Source organism: Mycobacterium sp. UM_CSW (assembly GCF_000455205.1).
GTDB lineage: Bacteria > Actinomycetota > Actinomycetes > Mycobacteriales > Mycobacteriaceae > Mycobacterium.
On record NZ_AUWQ01000015.1, the window covers coordinates 28,402 to 49,973 of the forward strand.

At 69.5% G+C, this 21,572-nt stretch carries 17 protein-coding genes and 1 pseudogene; 9 read left to right on the top strand and 9 right to left on the bottom strand.

The annotated features are described in order from the left end of the window. Positions 1-21: 21 nt before the first annotated feature. Positions 22-1,005: a ParB/RepB/Spo0J family partition protein gene (locus N415_RS07055; RefSeq protein WP_068178799.1), complete on the top strand. Its 984-nt coding sequence runs from the start codon at positions 22-24 to the stop codon at positions 1,003-1,005. Between the two features lie 275 nt (positions 1,006-1,280). Continuing rightward, positions 1,281-2,033 (top strand): acetyltransferase, encoded by a 753-nt coding sequence (locus N415_RS07060; RefSeq protein WP_068178802.1) that lies wholly within the window; start codon positions 1,281-1,283, stop codon positions 2,031-2,033. Here the strand turns inward: N415_RS07060 and N415_RS07065 are convergent. The 6 genes from N415_RS07065 to murJ form a co-directional block, all read right to left on the bottom strand. Further along, positions 2,030-3,250, bottom strand: coding sequence for an N-acetylmuramoyl-L-alanine amidase (locus N415_RS07065; protein WP_068178805.1), 1,221 nt, complete (start codon positions 3,248-3,250; stop codon positions 2,030-2,032). The genes N415_RS07060 and N415_RS07065 overlap by 4 nt on opposite strands. A 132-nt stretch (positions 3,251-3,382) precedes the next feature. Continuing rightward, positions 3,383-3,736 (bottom strand): thioredoxin, encoded by a 354-nt coding sequence (trxA, locus tag N415_RS07070; protein WP_068111571.1) that lies wholly within the window; start codon positions 3,734-3,736, stop codon positions 3,383-3,385. After that, positions 3,733-4,740 (bottom strand): thioredoxin-disulfide reductase, encoded by a 1,008-nt coding sequence (gene trxB / locus N415_RS07075; protein WP_068178808.1) that lies wholly within the window; start codon positions 4,738-4,740, stop codon positions 3,733-3,735. The genes trxA and trxB overlap by 4 nt, the downstream gene beginning before the upstream one ends. Positions 4,741-4,918: 178 nt before the next feature. Further along, on the bottom strand, positions 4,919-5,650 hold the full coding sequence (locus tag N415_RS07080) for a hypothetical protein (RefSeq protein ID WP_068178812.1): 732 nt from the start codon (positions 5,648-5,650) through the stop codon (positions 4,919-4,921). Next, on the bottom strand, positions 5,643-6,254 hold the full coding sequence (sigM, locus tag N415_RS07085) for an RNA polymerase sigma factor SigM (RefSeq protein WP_068178815.1): 612 nt from the start codon (positions 6,252-6,254) through the stop codon (positions 5,643-5,645). The genes N415_RS07080 and sigM overlap by 8 nt, the downstream gene beginning before the upstream one ends. 73 nt (positions 6,255-6,327) lie before the next feature. Then, positions 6,328-9,936, bottom strand: a complete 3,609-nt coding sequence (gene murJ / locus N415_RS07090; RefSeq protein ID WP_068178818.1) for a murein biosynthesis integral membrane protein MurJ — start codon at positions 9,934-9,936, stop codon at positions 6,328-6,330. Positions 9,937-10,034: 98 nt separating this feature from the next. Between murJ and N415_RS07095 the strand changes: the two genes are divergently transcribed. Further along, a complete protein-coding gene (locus tag N415_RS07095) occupies positions 10,035-11,219 on the top strand; it encodes an RNA-guided endonuclease TnpB family protein (RefSeq protein ID WP_081665105.1) in 1,185 nt (394 codons plus the stop codon). Positions 11,220-11,269: 50 nt separating this feature from the next. Here N415_RS07095 and N415_RS07100 read toward each other — a convergent pair whose 3' ends face one another. Together N415_RS07100 and N415_RS07105 are read right to left on the bottom strand one after the other, a co-directional pair. Further along, on the bottom strand, positions 11,270-13,657 hold the full coding sequence (locus N415_RS07100; protein WP_068178825.1) for a hypothetical protein: 2,388 nt from the start codon (positions 13,655-13,657) through the stop codon (positions 11,270-11,272). Beyond that, entirely contained in the window at positions 13,654-14,388 is a 735-nt protein-coding gene (locus tag N415_RS07105) for an NUDIX hydrolase (protein WP_068178826.1), read from the bottom strand. The genes N415_RS07100 and N415_RS07105 overlap by 4 nt, the downstream gene beginning before the upstream one ends. Positions 14,389-14,499: 111 nt before the next feature. Between N415_RS07105 and N415_RS07110 the strand changes: the two genes are divergently transcribed. The 6 genes and pseudogenes from N415_RS07110 to N415_RS07135 form a co-directional block, all read left to right on the top strand. Beyond that, a complete protein-coding gene (locus N415_RS07110; protein ID WP_068178829.1) occupies positions 14,500-15,942 on the top strand; it encodes a CCA tRNA nucleotidyltransferase in 1,443 nt (480 codons plus the stop codon). A 71-nt stretch (positions 15,943-16,013) separates the two neighbouring features. After that, on the top strand, positions 16,014-17,462 hold the full coding sequence (locus tag N415_RS07115) for a MinD/ParA family protein (RefSeq protein ID WP_081665106.1): 1,449 nt from the start codon (positions 16,014-16,016) through the stop codon (positions 17,460-17,462). Between the two features lie 141 nt (positions 17,463-17,603). Further along, positions 17,604-18,221, top strand: a complete 618-nt coding sequence (locus N415_RS07120; protein ID WP_239645466.1) for a hypothetical protein — start codon at positions 17,604-17,606, stop codon at positions 18,219-18,221. Positions 18,222-18,358: 137 nt separating this feature from the next. Further along, positions 18,359-19,924 carry a hypothetical protein gene (locus N415_RS31850; RefSeq protein WP_161630280.1) on the top strand — a complete coding sequence of 522 codons (1,566 nt, stop codon included), beginning with the start codon at positions 18,359-18,361 and terminating at the stop codon, positions 19,922-19,924. A 132-nt stretch (positions 19,925-20,056) separates the two neighbouring features. Next, positions 20,057-20,188, top strand: coding sequence for a hypothetical protein (locus N415_RS33105; protein ID WP_255342508.1), 132 nt, complete (start codon positions 20,057-20,059; stop codon positions 20,186-20,188). Positions 20,189-20,297: 109 nt separating this feature from the next. Beyond that, a pseudogene (locus tag N415_RS07135) lies at positions 20,298-20,996 on the top strand (AAA family ATPase); the annotation flags it as partial. A 15-nt stretch (positions 20,997-21,011) separates the two neighbouring features. Here the strand turns inward: N415_RS07135 and N415_RS07140 are convergent. After that, on the bottom strand, positions 21,012-21,362 hold the full coding sequence (locus tag N415_RS07140) for a WhiB family transcriptional regulator (protein ID WP_068178838.1): 351 nt from the start codon (positions 21,360-21,362) through the stop codon (positions 21,012-21,014). Between the last annotated feature and the right edge of the window lie 210 nt (positions 21,363-21,572).

The following is a 21,572-nucleotide window of genomic DNA, read 5'->3' on the forward strand; positions in this document are numbered from 1 at the left end:
ACCATCCGTGAAGGGACGACCATGACGCAGCCGTTACGCAAGAAGGGTGGCCTCGGCCGGGGCCTGGCTTCCCTGATTCCCACCGGCCCGGCGGAGGGCGACTCGGGTCCGGCGACGCTGGGTCCCCGGATGGGCGACGCGGCGGCCGATGTGTTGATCGGCGGGCCGGCGCAGGATGCCGCCTCGGTAGGTGCGGTCTACCGCGAGATCGCGCCCGGCGACATCGAGCGCAACCCACGGCAGCCTCGGCAGGTGTTCGACGAAGAGGCGCTCTCGGAGCTGGTGCATTCCATTCGCGAGTTCGGGCTCCTGCAACCGATCGTGGTCCGCGCGGTGACCGGTTCGCCGAGCGGCGCGCGGTACCAGATCGTGATGGGGGAGCGGCGTTGGCGCGCCGCGCAGGAAGCAGGCCTGGCCACCATCCCGGCGATCGTGCGCGAGACCGGCGACGACAACCTGCTGCGCGACGCCCTGCTCGAGAACATCCACCGGGTGCAGCTGAACCCCTTGGAGGAGGCGGCGGCCTACCAGCAGTTGCTCGACGAGTTCGACGTCACGCACGACGAACTGGCATCGCGCATCGGCCGGTCGCGGCCGCTGATCACGAACATGATCCGGTTGCTGAAGCTGCCGATCGCGGTGCAGCGCCGGGTCGCCGCGGGGGTCCTGTCCGCCGGCCATGCCCGTGCGCTGCTGGCCCTGGAGGCCGGCCCGGAGGCGCAGGAGGAGCTCGCGAGCCGGATCGTCGCCGAGGGCCTGTCGGTGCGCGCCACCGAGGAAGCGGTCACCCTGGCCAACCGCGGCGATGCGGCCGCCCCGGCGGCGCCGCGCCGCAAGCCGATCCAGATGCCCGGCCTTCAAGACGTTGCTGACCGGCTGTCCAACACGTTCGACACCCGGGTCACGGTCAGCCTGGGCAAACGCAAAGGACGGATTGTCGTCGAGTTCGGCTCGGTGGAGGACCTCCAGCGGATCGTCGACGTGATGACCCCGCCCAAGGCCTGACCATCCATACGGTGTAATTACGTCACTGTGACACTGGGCCCGTCCCGGGCCCGAAATCGCCGGCCTCGTGTGCCCTTGCTCAGCGGAGTTTCGATGTGCCCCAAGCTGTTTCGCGGTTTGCCCGGCCGCCAGCCGGCTGTTCGGACCGTTCTGCGGGGCCGGCTGAAGTGGCAGGGCAAACACTGGTCCGATGAGGTCCAACTCTCCTATCCTGGAGGGGTTGCTGATGGCCGGGAATGGGTTGGCCGCAGTACCGCACAGAAGCCAGGAGGCTAGTGTCCGCTCGAATCACGCCGCTTCGGCTCGAGGCTTTCGAGCAGCTTCCCAAGCACGCGCGCCGCTGCGTGTTCTGGGAGGTCGACCCGGCGACCCTCGGTAACCAAGACCACCTCGCCGACCCCGAATTCGAAAAAGAGGCCTGGCTGTCGATGGTGATGTTGGAGTGGGGTTCGTGCGGGCTGGTCGCGACCGCGATTCCCGACGACGAACGCAGCCACGCCGAGCCGCCGTGCCTGGGGTATGTCCTCTACGCCCCGCCGCGCGCGGTGCCACGGGCGCAACGGTTTCCCACCGCTCCGGTGTCCGCCGATGCGGTGTTGCTGACGTCGATGAACATCGAGCCGGGGCAAGCCGCCGACGATCTGCCGCATGGGCTCATCGCCCGGGTCGTCGACGAGCTCGTCCGACGCGGCGTCCGGGCTCTGGAAGCTTTCGGTCGCACATCGGAGGCGTCCGAGCTACAGGATCCGCGGTTGGTGGATCCCGATGTCCGGCCGGTGCTGGAGGCGCTCGGCGACTGCTCGGTCGACCACTGCATGATCGACGCCGAATTCTTGAAGGACGTGGGATTCGTTGTGGTGGCGCCGCACAGGTACTTTCCGCGGCTGCGGCTGGAGTTGGACAAGGGACTCGGCTGGAAGGCCGAGGTCGAGGCGGCGCTGGAGCGCCTGCTGGCCCAACTGGAAGAACCGGTGGGTGCGGGTTCGTCCGCCGCCGGAAATACGCTGCGGGCCAACGAGAGCGGCTAGGAACCGCCCAGCCGGGAGGCCCGTTCCACCGACAGTTCGTGAGCCAGCAGCTCGGCGAAGGTGAAGGTGCCGGTGGGACGGTCGTTCTTGCCGAGCAGGTAGAGCCGCTTGACCGCGGCCAGGATGCCCTCGGCGATGGCGTCGCGGGTCTGCGTGGAGATCAGCATCGCGCGGTCGCGCGGGTTGGTGATGTAGCCGACGTCGACCTGAACGGTGGGCATCCGGGTGAGCCGCAGCAGATCCCACGTCCGGCCATGCGTGCGGCAATCCCGTAAACCGGTGCGCGCCACCACTTCTCGCTGAATAAAGTCGGCAAGGTTGCGTCCGATCGTGGAGACGGAACCATGTGAGTTGCCGAAGTGAAAGGAGGCCACGCCGTTGGCCGACGGGCTGGTCTGGGATTCGCAGCGCAGGCTGATCATGAGGTCGGCGCCGACGTTGTTCGCGGTAGCGGCGCGTTCGGCATCCGACGGGCTGCGATTGGTCGGCCGCGACAGGAACGTCTCCATGCCGATGGCGGTCATCCGGCCCTCGAGCCGACTTGCCAAGTCCCACAGCACATCTGCTTCGCTGACCGGGCCGGCCGGGCCCTGCATGATGGCGCCGTGGTCCGTGCCGCCGCGGCCCGGATCGATGATGATGCGCTTGCCCGACAGTTTGGGCCCGGAGCGGCGGACCAGCTCTTCCTCGCGAATGGCATGCGGGGACCCGCCGCTGACGCGGGAACTGAGAAAGTACAACGAGCGCAAGGTTTCCGGGCCGCAGATGCCGTCGGCGGCGAGCCCGTATTCGCGCTGGTACGACATCAAAGCGTTGTGGGTCTGCAGGCCGAAGTGCCCGTCGACCAGGCCGGTGTAGAAACCGAGGTCCTGTAGCCGCGCCTGCAGGGTCGCGACGTCGTCGCCGTAAAGCGGTGCGCCGAACTGGTGATACAGCGTGCGCGCGCCCAGCCGATACGAGGCCTCCTTCAGCGCACGGTAGGTCGCTTCGCCGACGATGCCGTCCACCAGCAATCCGCGGTTCTGCTGGAAGGCGCGTACCGCTTGATCAAGGTGGTCATCGAAGACCTCGAGGGCCACGTGTCGCCCGGTGGCCATGTCTTCGTCGGGATTGTCCAGCAGCCCTAGCGCGGCCAGCGTCGCCCGGATTTCGGTCACGGCTGCGCTGCGGGCACCACAGCGCAGCGCGTCGCCGTATTCACGGCGCTGACTCGACATACCAAAGGCCCTCCGGGACAAATTGACAGGCTGAATACGGGCAACGGCTAAGCGCTATTGTCGCAGATGCTTCTCAATTTTCGGAAAACCCCAGGCTAAGCGCCGGGGCGTGGTGCGACGAACTGGTTGGCGTCAGGCCAGGTTGGGAACCGCGTCGGAAAGCTCGCGCAGCAACGCCGCCTTGCCCTTGGCCCCGACGATCCGCTTCACCGGTTGGCCGTCCTTGAACAGGATCATGGTGGGAATCGAAACCACCTGAAAATCCCGGGCCGTTTCTGGGTTGGCGTCCACGTCGAGCTTGGCGATGGTGATCTGTTCGGCGCGCTCGCTCGCGATCTCCTCCAGAACCGGGGCGACCATCTTGCACGGCCCGCACCACGTGGCCCAAAAGTCAACCAGCACAGGCTTATTGCTCGACAGCACCTCCGAGGAGAAAGACGCGTCAGAGACTTCTATTGTGGCGCCAGCCTTTTCGGCGTCGGTCATCGCGGTGCTCCAATCAATGTGTCGGTACCCTCAGCGTTTCCGGTTGCAGACTCGTCTTCCCGTTCGGCCAGCCAACGCTCGGCGTCGATGGCCGCGGCGCAGCCGCTGCCCGCGGCGGTGATCGCCTGCCGGTAGGTGCGGTCCACCAGGTCGCCGGCCGCGAACACGCCCTCCACCGAGGTGCTGGTGGTGCGGCCCTGGACGAGTACGTAGCCGTCGGGATCGACGTCGACCTGATCGCGCACCAGCCCCGAGCGCGGCTCGTGGCCGATTGCCACGAAAACACCGGTCACCGCGAGGGTGGATTCTTCGCCAGTTATGTTGTCGCGCAACCGCAATCCGGTCACCGTGGTGTCGCCCTCGACGGCGAGCACGGCGGCGTTGGTGATGAACTTGATCTTGTCGTGGTTGCGGGCGCGGTCGAGCATGATCTTGGATGCCCGGAACTCGTCGCGCCGGTGTACCAGCGTCACGCTGCTGGCGAAGCGGGTCAGGAAGATGGCCTCTTCCATCGCCGAGTCGCCGCCACCGATAACGGCTATGTGCTGGTCGCGGAAGAAGAACCCGTCGCAGGTGGCACACGAACTCACGCCGCGCCCCAGCAACTCCTGTTCGCCGGGCACCTGCAGGTAGCGAGCGGCCGCGCCCATGGCCAGGATGACGGCTCGTGCGCGGTGGGTCTCCCCGTCGGCGGTGACGACGGACTTGACTGGCCCGTCCAGGGACACCGATTCGACGTCTTCCATCCGCAGGTCCGCGCCGAACCGCAGCGCCTGCTCGCGCATCTCGTCCATCAACTCCGGGCCGGTGATCCCGTCGCGAAAGCCCGGGTAGTTCTCCACCTCGGTCGTCGTCATCAACGCACCACCGAATGAGGTGCCCTCGAAAACCAGGGGGGCCAGCTGCGCGCGGGCGGTGTAAAGGGCCGCGGTGTACCCGGCTGGGCCGGAGCCGATGACGATGACGTCGTGAACGGTGTCGTGAGCGGGAGTATCGGCAGTCATTCGGGCCTTTCAGGTACGGAAGCTACGCATACGAACGCCAGCGTAGGCGTAGGTGTTCCCGGGTGTCGGCCACCACACTAGGTGTCATGGCGGCGACCCGCCGCGCCCGGCTGCGCCGCGCTTGCGATCGCCGCTAGGCGTCATGGCGGCGACCCGCCGCAAGGCGTGATGGCAGCGACTACGCTCGCGGGACCTGCGTGTTGGCCAGCAGCCCGGTATCGGCGGCGTTGCAATTCGGCGCCACCGCGAAGACCGCCAGATTTTCGGGCGTGTCGCCGGGCAACACCAACAGCACGCCGGGACGGGCATTGATGTCGACCGGTCGCGCGCCCAGCACCTGCGTCGACGCCGAGTAGCCCAGGCCGCTGAGGCAGGACGCGCGCAGCGCGGGGTCGCCGAGCGGGCCGTAGTCCGGGCTGCGGTGGAGCAGTCCGAGGATCTCGGCCGGCGACAGCGGAATCGTCGGCGGCGGCGTCGACACCGTGATGTGCTCGGCGGTGACCGGGGTGCTCGGGGCGGGCTCCGGCGCGCTGATCAGCGCCACCGTGCCCACGCCGACCGCCGCCAGCACGGCGCCCACGCCGAGCAGGCCGGCGACCACCCTGGCGGGACCCAGATGCGGCCGGGCCGCGTGCGCGAGACCGGTGTGATCGGCCGACCGCAACGCCTCCGAAATCCGCGCGACGACTTCGGGGGGCACCTCGGGCGCGGACGCCGGATCGGCCCCCAACGTCGCGACGTCGCAGCGCACCTGGTTCAACGCGCGCAGCATGCCCTGCGCCTCGGGGTCTTCGCGGACGCGTTTACGCACGCGGGCCGCGGCATCGTCGTCGAGCAGACCGGCCTGAAGGTCGGCCAGCAGCTCGACGGTCAGGGGCGGCTCGGCGGCTTCGTCGTCGGGTTCACCCATCCGCCCCAGTGTCCGTCATGCGCTGCTTGACGGCCATCGGTGAGCCCGCGCCGGGACCAGTGTCGAGGTAACCGAGCAGCTGGGCGAGGCGGACCCGGCCGCGGGAACACCGGCTCTTGACGGTGCCCTCGGCGACGCCCAGCAGAGCGGCGGTGTCGGCGACGGAATAGCCCTGCATGTCGACGGCCACCACCGCCGCCCGCTGCTCGAGGGGAAGGCGCATCAGGGCCCGTTGCACCACGATCGCCGTCTCGACCTGCGCGGTGCGATCGGCGACCGGGTGCACGTCCTCGAGCGGGGCCGTCGGGTGGGCCTTGGCGCGGCGCAGCCGGTCCAGGCACGCGTTGACCACGATGCGGTGCAGCCAGCTGCCGACGGCCGCGTCGTGCCGGAATGATCCCGCCCCGCGATGTGCCGAGAGCATCGCGTCCTGCAGCGCGTCCTCGGCGTCCTCGCGGGTGCGGGTGGTCAGCCGGGCCAGCCGGTGCAGCTGGCGTTGGTGACGGAGGAACAACTCAGCGAACGCGTAGCGATCGCCGGCGACGTGGGCCGCGAGCAGTTCGGCGTCGCTGCGTTCGCCCTCGCTGTTCCCCCCAAGACCCACGGCCGGACACTAACTAATCGGTGGTCGCGCGGCACTTCACCGACGCGGGGGCTGTGGGCGCCCGCGATCTCCGTCAGGAGGCTGCCTGGACCGTGACTTCCGAGAAGCTGGCCTGGCTCTTGCCGTTGGTGCTTCCTAGCGTGGAGATCCACACCAACACGTTCGATGTCGCCGAGCCGCCCCGGACGGGGATGACGTTGTGACCGGGCTTGAGCGCGAACGCCGGCGCCAGCACGGTGGTGTCTTCGAGCTTGGACGGCGCCGCGGTCGAGGCCGAGCGAATCTCAACCTTGGTGCCGCTGCTCGGCGTGTCGATGGTCACCTGACCAACCACGGTGGGGTTGGGCAGCTGCAACATCAGCCCTTCGCCCTGCTTGAAGGAGGGGAACGGGACGGCGTCCGTGTAGACCTCGGTGGACCAGGCGGTGGAGGGGTCGCCGTCGATCGCCTGCCCGGCCTGGCCGGGGTTGTCGGCGTCTCCGTCGGGGGAGTAGACGGTCGCCTTGGTGGGTTTGACGACGCTGCCGGCGGCCGCGGAATTGGGAGCAGACGACGACGCCGACGACGACGGGCCGTTGAGCCCAAGCTCGTCCTTGTTCAGGCCGCCACCGACGTTGCCGAAGATCTTGCTCACCACCGAGGCCAGCACCAGCAAGGCCACCACGATGACGGCGACGGCGGCTCCGACTCCGATCAGCACGTTGCGGCGCCGGCGCGCGAATGTCGCGTACTCGCGGCCGGGGGACAACCGGGTGGTGGGAGGCAGCGCGGGCGAATCGTCGATCGGGCCGAGCACCTCGGTGCGATCGGCCACCGCCGTCGCCTGCTGCAGCAAGTTCAAAAGGGTTGAGGCGCTGCGGATTCCGCCGTCTTCTTGAACCGCCCGCACCGCGACCGCGGATACCTGGAACGGGATCTCGCGGTCGATCACCATGGGTTCGACGGGGTTCCCCGATGAATCACGCTCTGCCGGCGCCAGCCCGCTGCGCACCCCGGATTCCGGCAGCGGCCACCGATTGACCAACAGCGCATACAGGGCGGCGCCGATTCCGCGGATGTCCTGTTGCGGGTTGCTGTCGGGCATGGTCGCGGGGTAGGCCAGCACCACGTCGCCCTCGATGCTGACGCGCACCCGGCTGGGGTGGTCGATCGACAGGGCGACCCCGGCGCGGTGGGCGGCGTCGGCGGCGGCGGCCAGCGATTGCATCGCGCGGACGGCGCCGATGGGCGACGGTGCGGTGTCGGCTACCTCCTGCAGCGAACCGCCGCGGATCCACTCCGAGACGACCAGCCCGCCGGAGCCGGTGTGGACCACGTCGAGCACGCGGGCGATACCGGGCTTGTCGATCCGGCTCAGCCGCAGGGTTCGGGACAAGATGTCCTGCAGCACCTCGCGGGGGAGGGCTCCGTCGGGATCGACGAAGGTCAGCGCCACCTGCCGGTCCAGCTTGGTGTCCAGCGCCTGCCAGAACTGCAGCGGGGGCGCGCCGCCGTGGAAGACCAGCAGCCGATACCGCCCGCCGGCGATGCGGGCGCCCGGGACGAGGTGCACGTCGTCCCCGGCCCCGACGGCGGTGTCGACCGACAGGTCGCCGTTCAAACGGTCGGTCGGGCGTGGCGCCGGCCGTTCATGGCCCGGCCCGGGCGGAATGTCGGGCTGGAAGTCGTCGGCAACGGGGCGCGGAGTCTCGGCGCCTGACCCCAGATCGGATCCAGCGCTGGATGCGCTCTCCAATGGGCGGTCGGTCACCTCCGGTCCTTTCGCTACTCGGGCGCTGGCTACCCGCTCCGGAGGCCTGCGCCGGATCGGCTCCTGGACCGCACTTCCCCCCGGCGGGGACGAATTCCTCTGCTCAGGGTACGTGACGTGGCCCGGCCGAGACGATCCCTGTTGCCCGGCCGATTTGCGCGAAGCTACCGCGACGCGCGGGCCGCGGCGCGAAAAGCGGCGCCTGAGCGCGTCAATCGCCGCCTGCGCTTCGGGCACCCGCGCGCGGACCATGACCGCGGCCATGATCGGCAACATGATGATCGCCAGGACCAACAGCCGCAGCAGCGAGCCCACGCCGCCGTGGGCCGTCAGCCGGGCGAGCCCGAGCAGCCGATCGGCCACATGCGCGACGAGGCCGGCCAGCATCGACGCGACGATCGTCACCAGGATTGTTCGCACGGCCCCGACGTCGATTAGGTGGCCGCCCTTGGGCAGCAGCGCCCGTCGCAGCAGGTAGTAGCCGACGATCGCGCCGGCCAGGAAGCCGATGCCGTTGGCCAGGCCGAGGAAGCCGGCCACCAGCTTGGGGTCGTGAGTCAGGTGGGGGGCCAGCACCGAGCCGACGATCTTGACGGCGGTGATGACGAGGATGAGAACGATCGGCGTCCAGGGTTGCTCGCGCGCGTAGAAGACGCGCAGCTGCAGCAGGACCAGGCCGTAGGGGATCAACGTGAACGCCGACAACGCGATCGCGGCGCCCAGGTAGCCGGCGTCGACCTCCCCGAAATGGCCGTAGGCGAACAGCGCGCTGCCGATCGCCGGGCCGCCGACGGTCATGAACGCCACGATCGGGATGAGAGTGACGAGCGTCAGCCGGGTCGCCAGCGACAGGTCGGCCAGCACCGCCTGGGTGTCATCGGCGGCGGCGTTGCGGCTCAACCGCGGCATCACCACGGTCAGCACGGTCACGCCGATCATCCCGTAGGGCAGCTGCAGCACCAGCCAGGTGTAGTTGTAGATCGCCGGACCCGACGCGGCCGCGGTGCTGGCGATCTGGTTGCCGACCACCAGGCCGAGTTGACTGATCACCACGTAGAGCACCATCGCCCCGGCCATCGCACCGAACCGCTTGAGGCGCTCGTCGATTCCCCACAGCGGGCGCAGGCTCACGCGCTGGCGTTTCAGCGCCACCAGCAGCACGCCGGTCTGCGCAAACACCCCGAGCGTGGTGCCGATGCCGAGCACCAGCAGCTTGGCGTTGCCCATCCGGACGGGGTCGACGGACAGCTCGCCGGGCACCGCCAGGTACACCCCGAGGGTGGCCAGCGCGACCACGTTGTTGACGACGGGGGCCCACGCCGTCGGCCCAAATACGTTGCGGGTGTTGAGAATTGCCATGAACACCGACGTCAGCCCGTAGGCGAGCACCTGCGGGAGCAGCAGGTAGGCGAAGGCGGTGGTCAGTGGCTCGTTGACCTGCGGGGCGCGGCCCAGCATCAGGCGCACCAACAGGGGAGCGGCCACCACCGACAGCGCGGTGGCGACCAGCAGCAGTGCCGTCGTCAACGTGACCAGGCGCCGCACGAACGCCGCGCCGCCGTCGGCATCGCCTTGCTCGGCGCGGGCCAGCACCGGCACGAAGATCGCGGTGAACGTCGCCTCCAGCACGAGCGCCGCGACCAGGTTCGGCAGCTGATTGGCCACCGAGAAGGCGCTCGACAGCGCCGCACCCAGGATGGCGGCCAGCACGACGATGCGCGCGAAGCCGGTGAGGCGGCTGATCAGCGTCGCGAACGCCATCGCCCACGACCGCGAGACCAGCGCGGCGTCGGACAGCTCGGGTCGGCGCCGAGCGAGCTCGGGCACGGGCGGCAGGGGACCGGTCGGCGGGCCCGGGCGGGCGTGGCGCGGCCCCGCCGGCGGGCGTTGTGGTGGCGGCTGTGGGTGGGTCCGCCGATGGGCGTGATCCATCAGTTTTGCGGTGTGGAAACCCGCGGCTCTAGCCGGGGAAGAAGAGGCCGCATTCCTCCTTTCGGCAGGTTGTCGGTCGTCGTTCGTAGGTTGTTGGCGTGTCCAGATTTCGGTTGCTTCCCAGCCCTGAGCAGGCGACGGCCTTGGCTGAAAACTGTCGTCACGCCCGGTTTGTCTGGAACATGGCCGTCGAGCAGCAGCAGCACTGGCAACCAGGCCGTCGGGCGCCGGGCTATAACGAGCAGTGTGCCCAGTTGACCGCAGCCCGCGCCGAATACAACTGGCTGGCAGCCGGATCGCAAACCGTGCAGCAGCAAGCGCTCCGCGACTTCGCCCAAGCAATGCGGAATTATTTCAATGGCAGCCACCGCCGCCCAACCTGGCGCAAGGCCGGCATTCACGAAGGATTTCGGCAGGTCGGAGTCAAACCGCGCCACCTCAAACGGCTCAACCGCCGCCACGGGCAGATATGGATACCGAAGATCGGTTGGGTGCGGTTCCGGTGGACCCGTGCCATTCCCGCCTCGGTGAAGTCGTACCGCGTCACCCTGGATCGATCGGGACGCTGGCACATCGCTTTTGCTGTGATCCCCGAACCGATCTCGGGACCCAGCGATGGCACTGTTGTCGGTGTCGATCGCGGCGTGGCGGTCTCGGTTGCGCTGTCCAGCGGAGAGCTGCTGCGCGCTCCCGGCCTTGGCGTGGGCGAGGCCAAGCGGCTCCGCAGACTGCAGCGGCGGCTGTCCCGGGCGCAACGCGGATCGAATCGGAGGGCGCGAACGAAGCGGGCGATCGCGCGGTTGCGGGCCCGCGACGCCGATCGCCGTCGTGATTGGGTGGAAAAGACCACCACCGATCTGGCTAGCCGCTTCGACACCATCCGCGTCGAGGACTTGAATGTGCGGACGATGACCCGCTCCGCACGCGGGACCCGCGACCGCCCGGGCACCAACGTCGCGCAGAAACGGGGCCTTAACCGTGAGATCAGCCGGCAGGGGTGGGGGCTGCTGGTGGCCCGGCTCAAGCACAAGGCGTCGGGGCGGCTCGACTTCGTCCCGGCAGCGTATACGTCGCAACGATGCTCGCACTGCGGGCACGTCGCGCCGGAAAACCGCAAGAGCCAAGCGGTTTTTCAGTGCGTCGCCTGCGATGCGGGCCCGTGCAACGCCGACGTGAACGCCGCACGCAACATCGCCGCCGGACGGGCGGTGACAGCACGGGGAGACCTCGGCACTAGCCGGTCTGCGAACCGTGAACCTCAACTCTGCTCTCCTGCTGCCTAAGTGCGACGGGGAAGGGTTGGAATCCAACGGCCTGAAGCCGACGGAGGACGTCAAACGCGCGGTTTGTGCTCGACCCGATCGTCGATCTCGTCGTGCAGGTCGGCGGATCTGGGATGCGGCGGGTCGGGGCGGTCCAGGTCGGCGCGGTCGGGCTGGCCGCGGAACCGGTGCCACAGCCGGCGACCGGCCAGCAGCACCAGCACCGCCGCCGCGCTGAGCGTGATCGCGAACAGCACCTTGCCGTACGCGTTGGAATGCACCGACAACCGCACCGGCTCGCCGAGCCGCATGCCGTCGGGGGTCCGCAGCGTCACATCGACCGCGACGCGCTGGGTGAAGTTCACCTCGATCGGCACCCGGAGCGGCAGGTAGCCCGGCGGCAATTCGATCTGGCCGACGTCGGTGACCGTCATGCCCGGCGGGGCATCGACCTGCAGCCGCACCCGGATGGGGACCGCGAGGCCGTTGTGCAGCGCCAGCGGCAGCGGGCTGTGCTCGGTGGCCAGGGTGTAGGAGCCGCCCGGGTTGACGATCGTGACCGCACCGAACAAGTCACTGATCGTCTTGCCGACCACCACCAGGCGCTGTTGGGCGAGCCCGTTTCGGGTGTCGGGCGGTTCGGATTGGCTCAACGCGCGCAGCATGTCCTCGCGCAGCGGCGCGGTGTACTGGACGCCGGTCAGACCGGTGCGCTCGTCGGTGGTCAGCGCGGAGGTGAGGCCCCACAGCCGGCCGACCTGGGCGGCGATGTTGGCGGTGACGTCGTCGGTGAACCGGCCACGCGCGGAGCCGTCGTTGGCTGCCTGCTCGGGCGGCTCGGTGCGGGCCGCGGCCTCGGCGACGACGGCGGGCAGCGGCCGGGGCACCGCCAGGCCGGACCGGATGCTGGTGGCCAGCGCCGTCAGGATTACCTGCGCGTCGTCGGCCTGGAGGTTCCACGTCGCCGGCGGCACCAGCAGCTGGGTGCGCGGCGCCGCATCGCGCTGCAGCGCGTGCCAGAAGATCGAGCCCAACGCGTCCTGGCGCCGGGCGGTGTTGGAGTCGTGCGAAAGGCGGACGGTCAGCGAGGAGTCCAGGTAGGTGGGGGCGATCGGGTTGTTGCCCGCGCCGGCGAGCGCGGCGCCGACGGCCGGGTCGAACGGCGCGACCACCACCTGCGGGGACAACCGCCGGGGCGCGGTGTCGACGCCGGCCGGGTTGTCGGTCGTCGAGTCCTGGGCGGACAACTCGCCGGCGGCGATCGCGACCGTGCTGTCATCGGCGCTGAGCAGGCTGACGGTTCGGCCGGTCAACGGGCCGTCGGGCAGCAGCGTGGCCCCGCGGGCGGACTGGACGTCCAGGATGCGGTCGACGATGCCGCCGACGCTGTTGGTGGCGGCGGCGCTCAGCCCGGGGTCGTTGACGCGTTGCAGGGCGTCGAGGTCGGCCTGGGCGTAGGGCAGCGGCGCCACGCAGGTGCGGTGGGACAGGGCGCGCAGCCGATTCAGCCACTCGGTCGCGGCGGCCTGGCCGGTTCCCGGGTGGGTCGGGGTGCCCGGGTGCTGGGCGGGCCCGTCGGGCGAATTGGAGACCACGTAGCCCGCCGTCATCGCGTTGACGGTGACCAGCAGGTCCGGGTCGACGGCCAGGCACAGCGCATGGCTGACGGCGCCGTCGGGGTCGACGTCATGGCTGGTGGCGACCTCCGCGGCGGCGAGCAGGATGTCCAGCCGCCCGCCGGTGGCCAAAGAGGTGGCCAGGTCGTCGTCGACCAACCGGACCGGAATGGTGCCGCCGGGCACGCCGGGGGACAGCCGCGGCCGATCGGCCAGCGGCCACAGCATCGTGATCCAGACGGGTTTGGTGGTGTCGGGCGCGACGGCGGAATTGGCGTCGTCGGCGTGATCGGGCGGCACGCCGACCACGGGCAGCAGGAATCGCGCGTTGTCCAGGCGGGCCGGGGCGCCGTAGTCGGGTGTCCCGTTGACGTTGACCAGGACGGGGTAGATCCCGGGCTTCTCCATCCCCAAAGACGGCTTGGTCGATGCGCGCAGTGGGGCCGACAGGGTGAAGCTCACTTCCTGGCCGCGCTGCAGCTCGGGGGCCACCGTGAGGAAGTCGGCGGCCGGCTGGTACTGGTCGGTGCTGCCGTCCAGCGAGGTGCGCAACGCCGCGGAGTCGTTGACCGCCGGCGCGTGCTCCAGCCGGACCATGACGTCGCGGACCGGGCGGTCACCGATGTTGGTCACCATTCCACTGACGGTGACGACGGGTGGGCTGGTCGTGGTGACCACGTCCGGGGTCACCTGGTCGATGCGGACCCGGACGAAGGGCGTCTCCCCGGGTTCGCCCGCGGCCGCGCGCGGGGTGGGCCCGGCGAGCACCGCAAAACCGGCCACGATGCCAACCACTGCGGCGAGGCGAGCGACGCCGGCCCAGCAGAGTCGGGGAGCCGTCACGGCCCTGGCCCGTGACCGTTCTTCCGGCCCGCCACGGGCTTGTCGGAATGCCGGGTCCGCGAATGCGTTTGCGGGCGTCGACGCGGCGAGCTCGGCGGCAGCGGCGGAAGCGCGGACGGGCCGTCGCTCTGCAGCTTGTCGATCAGCTCGTCGGCGACCTGGGCCAGGCGGCGCTCGTCGGCATAGGCCAACCGGGACGGCAGCTCACCGATCGGCACCCACGCCACCTCGGCGACTTCAAGGTCCTCGTCGGAGAGCTCGCCGCCGGAGAAGCGCATCAAATAGTGGTGCACGGTCTTGTGCACCCGGCGGCCGTCGGTGACGAACCAGTAGTCGATGCGTCCCAGCGCGGCGAGCACGCTGCCGCGAATACCCGTTTCCTCGGCGACCTCGCGGATGGCGGTCTGTTCCGCGGTCTCGCCCATCTCTATATGTCCTTTGGGCAGCGACCACAGCATCCGTCCGCGCCGATCGACGCGGCCGATCAGCGCCGCGACCTGCTCGTCGCGCGGCCCGTCGATTCCGTCGATGACGAGACCGCCGGCGGAGGTTTCGTGGACGGTCTTGAGTCGATCGGGGACGCCGCGGGATGGCCTGGACCGCCGGGGTTTGGAAGGCGACGAGTCGCCGTTCGTCTGGGGATCTTTGGGGGTTTCGGCCGCGGCAGCCGCGCCACGACGCCGACGCCGCCCCCGGCGTCGACGTGGTTTGGCTTGTTCGGCGTCCGACACCCAAGCGATAGTAGCTGGCACGGGCTGGTCTTCCCGAGATACTCGCCGCTACTCGCCGTCCGGCGGCGCGGGGTCGGTGTCGGCCGCGTCACCCGACTACGCTGATCGAACGTGCCTGACGCCGCCCAGGATGCCAACCTGCTGACCGCTGCCGCGGTCGCCCTGAACAAGCACGCCTCCGTGCTGGGTGAGCTGGGCGCGCTCTTCGAAGCCGGCGGTCACGAGCTGTACCTCGTCGGCGGTTCGGTGCGAGACGCGTTGCTGGGCAGGCTCAGTCCCGACTTGGACTTCACCACCGACGCCCGCCCCGAGCAGGTCCAGGAATTGGTGCGGCGCTGGGCCGACGCGGTGTGGGAGACGGGGATCCAGTTCGGCACCGTCGGTGTCGGCAAGGGCGACTATCGCTTGGAGATCACCACGTTCCGCGCCGACGCCTACGACCAGGTGTCGCGCAAACCCGAGGTGCGCTTCGGCGATCGCCTCGAGGACGATCTGGTGCGCCGCGATTTCACGGTGAACGCGATGGCCGTGCGGGTGCTGCCGACCGGGCCGGGTGAATTCCTTGATCCCCTAGGCGGTTTGGCGGCGCTGCGCCAGCGCGTGCTGGACACCCCGGCGGCGCCATCGGTGTCCTTCGGCGACGACCCGCTGCGGATGCTGCGCGCCGCGCGGTTCGTCTCGCAACTCGGTTTCACCGTCGCGCCGCGGGTGCGGGAGGCGATCGAAGAGATGGCGCCGCAGCTGGCGCGGATCAGCGCCGAGCGGGTGGCCGCCGAGCTGGACAAGATGCTGCTCGGTGACGACCCGGTGGCCGGCATCGACCTGCTGGTCGAGACCGGGATGGGTGAAGTGGTGCTGCCCGAGGTGGGCGGCATGCGGATGGCCATCGACGAACACCACCAGCACAAGGACGTCTACCAGCATTCGCTGACGGTGCTGCGCCAGGCCATCGCGCTGGAGGACGAGGGACCGGATCTGGTGCTGCGCTGGGCCGCACTGCTGCATGACATCGGCAAGCCGGCGACGCGGCGGCACGAGCCCAACGGCGGGGTGAGTTTTCACCACCACGAGGTGGTGGGCGCCAAGATGGCCCGAAAGCGGTTGCGGGCGTTGAAGTATTCCAAGCAGATGGTCGACGACGTCTCGCAGCTGGTGTTTCTGCACCTGCGGTTCCACGGCTATGGCGAGGGCAAGTGGACCGACTCGGCGGTGCGCCGCTATGTCACCGACGCGGGGCCGCTGCTGCCGCGGCTGCACAAGCTGGTTCGCGCCGATTGCACGACCCGCAACAAGCGCCGGGCCGCCCGCCTGCAGGCCAGCTACGACCGGCTGGAGGAGCGGATCGCCGAGCTGGCGGCCCAGGAGGACCTGGCGCGGGTGCGCCCCGATCTGGACGGTAACGCGATCATGGAGCTGCTCGGCATCCCGGCGGGCCCGCAAGTCGGCGAGGCGTGGCGGTATCTCAAAGAGCTACGGCTGGAACGTGGGCCGCTGACGACCGAGGAGGCGACCGCCGAGTTGCTGTCCTGGTGGCGGTCGCGCGGGAACGCCTGAAAGGACCGACTGCGGCCGCCGGGCATAAAATGCAACGCGGATGCCGGTCTTTGTCCTGATTAGGAGGCCATATGACCGAACGTACAGGCGCAGATTCCGACGACCATGCGAGTCCGCCTGCGGTTCCCGCCGGCCCGCCCGAGGCCGTAGCAAACGGGTCCGGGCCGGTGCCGTTGCGCCCACAGGACGACAAGCCTGACAACGGGGCTCCCGCGCCGGAGACGCCAAACGACGCCCCCTATCAGTGGCCGGACCAGCCCGCGTTCCGCCACGGCGGGCCACTCGACGAGACCGCCACGCTGTTCGACCGCTCCAGGGCGCCAGGCCCGACACGTGGACGGGGCCGCGAATCCGGGCCTGCCCCAAGCAGACCCGACGCCGGCCAGTACGGGGGCCCGCGCCCCGACGGATGGGCCTCGGCCCAGCAACCGCCGGCATCGGGCGCCGCCTCGCCGCCGCGGCCGGATGTCCCCACTGACCCGCCGGGCCCGGCGTGGCCGCAACCGCAGCAGCAGGCGGCGCCGCCGACGGGCGGCCCCGGCTGGGGTCAAGCCCAGCGTCCGCCGCCGCCGCCGTTGAATTATGTCGACAGCATCCGCCGCAGCGACCTCGTGCCGACCCGGCGCATCCCGCCCGGCCGCGGCTGGCGCAAAGCCGTTTACGTCGCCAGTTTCAAGCTGATCAATTTGGGCTGGTCCCCGGACGAGCGTTATCAGGCCGAACTGGAAGCCAAGATCCGGACCCTGTTGCGCGGCACCTACAAGATCGGCGTGCTGGGCAAGGGCGGGGTCGGCAAAAGCACCATCGCCGCCAGCGTCGGGTCGGTGTTCGCCGAGTTGCGAAACGACGACCGCGTGGTGGCGATCGACGCGGACACCTCGTACGGCAAGCTGGCCAGCCGGATCGACCCGTCGACGGCGAGCTCGTACTGGGAGTTGGCCTCTGACCGGCACCTGTTCTCGTTCGCCGATATCCGCGCCCGGGTGGGCAGCAACAGGGCCGGCTTGTTCGTGCTGGCCGGGGATGCGGCCACTGCCAGTCGCCGGGTGTTGGACCCGGCGATCTACCGCGAGGCGACGACGCAGCTCGACAAGCATTTCACCTTGTCGATCGTCGACTGCGGATCCAGCCTGGATTCGCCGGTGACCCAGGAGGTGCTCGCCGGTGTTGATGCGCTGATCGTGGTGTCTTCGCCGTGGTATGACGGCGCCTCCGCGGCGGCGCAGGCCCTGGATTGGCTGGCGAATCATGGGTTCAACGGTTTGCTGCAGCGCACGGTGGTGGTGGTCAACGATTCGGACGGGCACGCCGCCAAGCGCGACATCGCACTTTTGGTCCAGCGGTTCGGCGGGCGGGGCCAGAAAGTGATCGAGATGCCCTTCGACGGGCACCTGCGCCCCGGTGGGGTGATCGACGTCAAGGACGAGGTCAACCGGACCACCCGGCGGCGCCTGTTGGAACTGGCCGCGGCGTGCGCCGAGCATTTCAGCACGACCGCCGGCCGGCCGCGGGGACTGTGATGGCGGACACCGCCGAAAGCGCCTGTCGGGCGTTGGCGTCGGCGCGGTGCGACGACCTATCATCGAAAGATTCCAATGGTCTGAAGTCCGCCCAGGAGGCATACTGCACGTATGTTGAATTCCGATGGGCGCCTTCAGATCGTGGCTGAAGGATTTGCGCTGCCCGGGCGGATGATGGCGCTACCGCCGGAGAACGAGTTCTTGATGTCAGCGGGGTTCGGCGGCGTTGCAGCGCTTGGCGCATCCATCATCGTGGCCCTTCTTGTGCTGCTCGCAATGCAGCGGGCGTCGCGGCGACACCGGATGGAGCTCGAGCAGCAGGAACGCCAGAATCGGGAACGTCGCGACGACGAGCAGCACGCGGCCGCGGTGACGCGATGCTGGCAGCGGCTGGTGTGGGTGGTCGAGACCGCGGGCATCGAGCCGGCGGCTGGCAATGGTGCCACCCTCGGCCTGGGGCTTGGGCCGGAGCTGGCTTTGGAAATCCTGCGGGGGCTGCTGCGCGACGCGGAGCACCTCGGAGACGACACGCTCGCCAGGGCCGTGTCGGTCTACCTCGGCCAGTTCACGCTGGTGTTGGCCCAGCAAGGCAGCCTGCTCGATGAACCTCCTGGCGATCTGCCTGCTACCGCTGCCGGCGCAAAGCCGGACCTGCTCGCGATGCCGGAGGCGCTCCGAGCGGCACCCCGACCGCTGGCCGACGAAATGCCCGAACCGGGCCGGCGGATCGCCGCGGGCGGGAGGCGTCGGCGCCAGTGACCACCACACGGCAACACATCGAAGACCTCGACCGCGACGAGTGGGCCGCGTTGACAAAGCGCGCCGCTGCAGAAGCGGTCGCCGCTGCGGCGCGGCTGGGCACAAAGCCCCCCGCGGTGTTGGCCGTGATGGCCGGGATGACCGAACAAGACCTTGTCGAACACCGCAACCGGTTCGGCCCCGCGCGAACGCGCCTCTCGCCGATGATGCAGGTCGTCGAGGCGGACCAGTTGCGGCTTGCGGCCGAGCGCCGGGCACGCGAGGCCCTGCAGGACAAGCAGGACGCCAACGCCGCCGCGTCGATGGCGCAGGCGGAGGCTGAACAGTCTGCGCGCGCCGCCGAAGAAGCGCGCGAGCGCGCCCGTGCTGTCGAGGCGCAGGCGGCCAGTAAAGACACCGAGTGGGCGGGCGAACGCGCGGCGGCACGCCAGGCCCTGGAAAGGGTGCGCGCCGAGCTCGGGCGGGCCCGTGCCGACGCAGCGGCCGACGCCGCCGTAGCCCGGGAACTGGTCAGCGCCGCCGAGGCCCGCGCCGAACAGGGGATCGCCGAGCTGGCCGCCCAACGCGTGGCGGCGGAACAAACGTTGCACACGCTGCGCGCCGAGCTGGAACGGGTCCGCGCCGACGCGATAACCGCGGCCGCCGCGGCTCAGGAAAAGATCAGGGCGGCGGAGGCACGCGCTGAGCAACGGGTGGCTGAGCGTTCGGCCGAACGAGCCGCCGCCGAACAAGCCCTGCAGGAGGTGCGGGCGGAGCTGGAGCGGGTCCGCGCGGATACGGCGGCCGAGGTTGCCGCGGCTCACCAACAGGTCAGGGCCGCGGAAGCGCGCGCCGTGCAGAGGTTCGGTGAGCGGGCCGCCGATCGAGCGATAGCCCAGGAAGCCCTGCAGCAGGTGCGCGCCGAGCTGGAGCGGGTCCGCGCGGACGCTGCGGCCGAGGTCGCCGCCGCGCGCGGGCAGATCAGTGGTGATGTGGAGGCCGGACAGCGAGCCGCGAAAGCCGAGGTCGACCGGGCGCGAGCGGAAGCGAACAAGGCCATCGCACGCGCGCAGGCCGAGGCCGAACAGGTCCGCGCCGATGCCGCCGCCAAGGTCGCGGCCGTGCGCGAGCGAGCCGACGGTGAGATGGCCGCGGCGCGCGAGCACGCCGAGCGTGAGATTGCGGCGGCGCGCGAGCAGGCCGAGGGTGAGATCGCCGCTGCCCGCGACGCCGCGCAAGCCGAGGTGGCACGTGTACGCGCGGAAGCCGACGCTCGCCTCGCCGCCGCGACGCCAGCCGCGTCGCCCGAGTTGTTGACGATCCCCATCCCGCCGCCGGGAGTGCGGGAACATACCGGCCGGATCGAAGATGCGCTTGCTGCGGTACATCAGATCGATTGCGTCCTCGAGGCCGGCGTGGCTGACGATGTCGAATCGGCGGGTTCGATTGACGTCGAAGAGGTGCGCCGCCTCGTGAAGACGGTGCAGGAGCAGGCCGCCGATCTGTCGCGGGAACTCCGCGACCTGCCCGCTCAGTACAGCGCCGAGTGGCAGGTGGACGCCGCGGCCGGATACGCCAGGGCCGCGGCCAATGCCTATGGTGCTCTGCTGCAACGGATTTCGGCCGTGACCGAACAGCTGGCGCGCCCCGACGAAGACACCGATGCCGAAGTCATCGAGTTGGTCACCACGATGTTGGCCGAGCACCCGTGGCGAAGGCGCTGACGCTCAGCGTCGGCTCATCTCGACTGCCCCTAGAAATAGAGCAACCCCGGCGCGCCGTAGCCATCAACCGGGGCCAGACAGGTCGTGGGGCCAAACCGCAGAACCCGTACCTTGCTCGTTATCGAGTATGCCATGGCGATCAGGGACCGGCAGGGGCCCGCCGCGGCGCTGCCGGAGTTCGTCGCCAACACCGAAGCCGACCCGTCGATGGCGACGCCTGGCTCGGTCGGATTGCCTGCGGCGACAACGATCTGGCCTTGCTGAAGCGGCTCAACCATCATCGCGAATGGCTGTACCGGGAGACCACTCAGATCGGCCGCACGCTCGCTGCCGAGATGCAGTTGGGCCCCTACATCGGCATCACGGGCACCGACGCGTCTACACCGGGATGGGCATCGTGCGCCACCCCGAGATCCGCGAGGTCCGCCGGTCCGACTTCTGCGGCCACTACATCGGGGAGTCCGGGCCCAAGACCAACGAGCTGATCGAAAAGTCGCTCGGCCGAATCATTTTCATGGACGAGTTCTACTCGCTGATCGAACGCCACCAGGACGGCACGCCCGACATGATCGGCATGGAGGCCGTCAACCAACTGCTCGTCGCATTGGAAACCCATCGATTCGACTTCTGCTTCATCGGGGCCGGCTACGAGGACCAGGTGGACCAATTCCTCACGGTCAACCCGGGTTTGGCCGGTCGGTTCAACCGCAAACTGCGGTTCGAGTCATACTCGCCGGCCGAGATCGTCGAGATCGGCCAACGCTACGCCACCCCGCGGGCCAGCCTGCTCGACGACGGCGCCCGGGAGGCGTTCTTGGCGGCGGCCACCACGATCCGCAACGACACCACCCCCGGCGGTCAGCACGGGATCGACGCCATGCAGAACGGCCGGTTCGCCCGCAACGTCATAGAGCGCGCCGAGGGTTTCCGCGATACCCGGGTCGTTGCCCAGAAGCGGTCAGGCCGGCCCGTGACCGTCGAGGACCTGCAGATCATCACTGCCGCCGACATCGAGGCAGCCGTGCGCAGTGTGTGTTCGGACAACCGCGACATGACCGCCATCGTCTGGTAGCCGAGCCCGCGCAGGTCAGCTGGCGCCGCGCTTTCGCTGTTCCCGCAGGAACCTTGACCAGGACACCATCTCGGGGTGCCGCTGAAGGAGGGCCCGCCGCTGGCGCTCGGTCATGCCGCCCCAGACACCGAACTCCACTCGGTTGTCCAACGCTTCCGCCCCGCACTCCTGCATGACCGGGCAGTGCCGGCAGACCAGCGCGGCTTCGCGCTGGGCGGCACCCCGGACAAATAGTCTGTCGGGGTCGATCGTCCGGCAGACGGCCTTAGCCACCCAACCGGCCGGGTCCTCCCCATCGGCGGCACGCACCACCGCCCGGACAAACGCACCGTGCCGTCTTTGACCGGCGTCCTGTGATCCTGACATCGGCTTTCTCCCCGGGTCTACATCCCCCGCCGCAGCACCGCAGCAGAACACCCTGCCCTGATTCCCGGGAGGCTACCGCTGAAAACCCGGGAGTGCAGCGATTCGTCTGCTGGTAACGCAGCCGTTGCTTCCAATTGATGTGCAGTTAGCGCGACAGGATTGGCGATCTGCTTGTCTAGGGCCCGATATGAATGAATCAAATTACCAGAC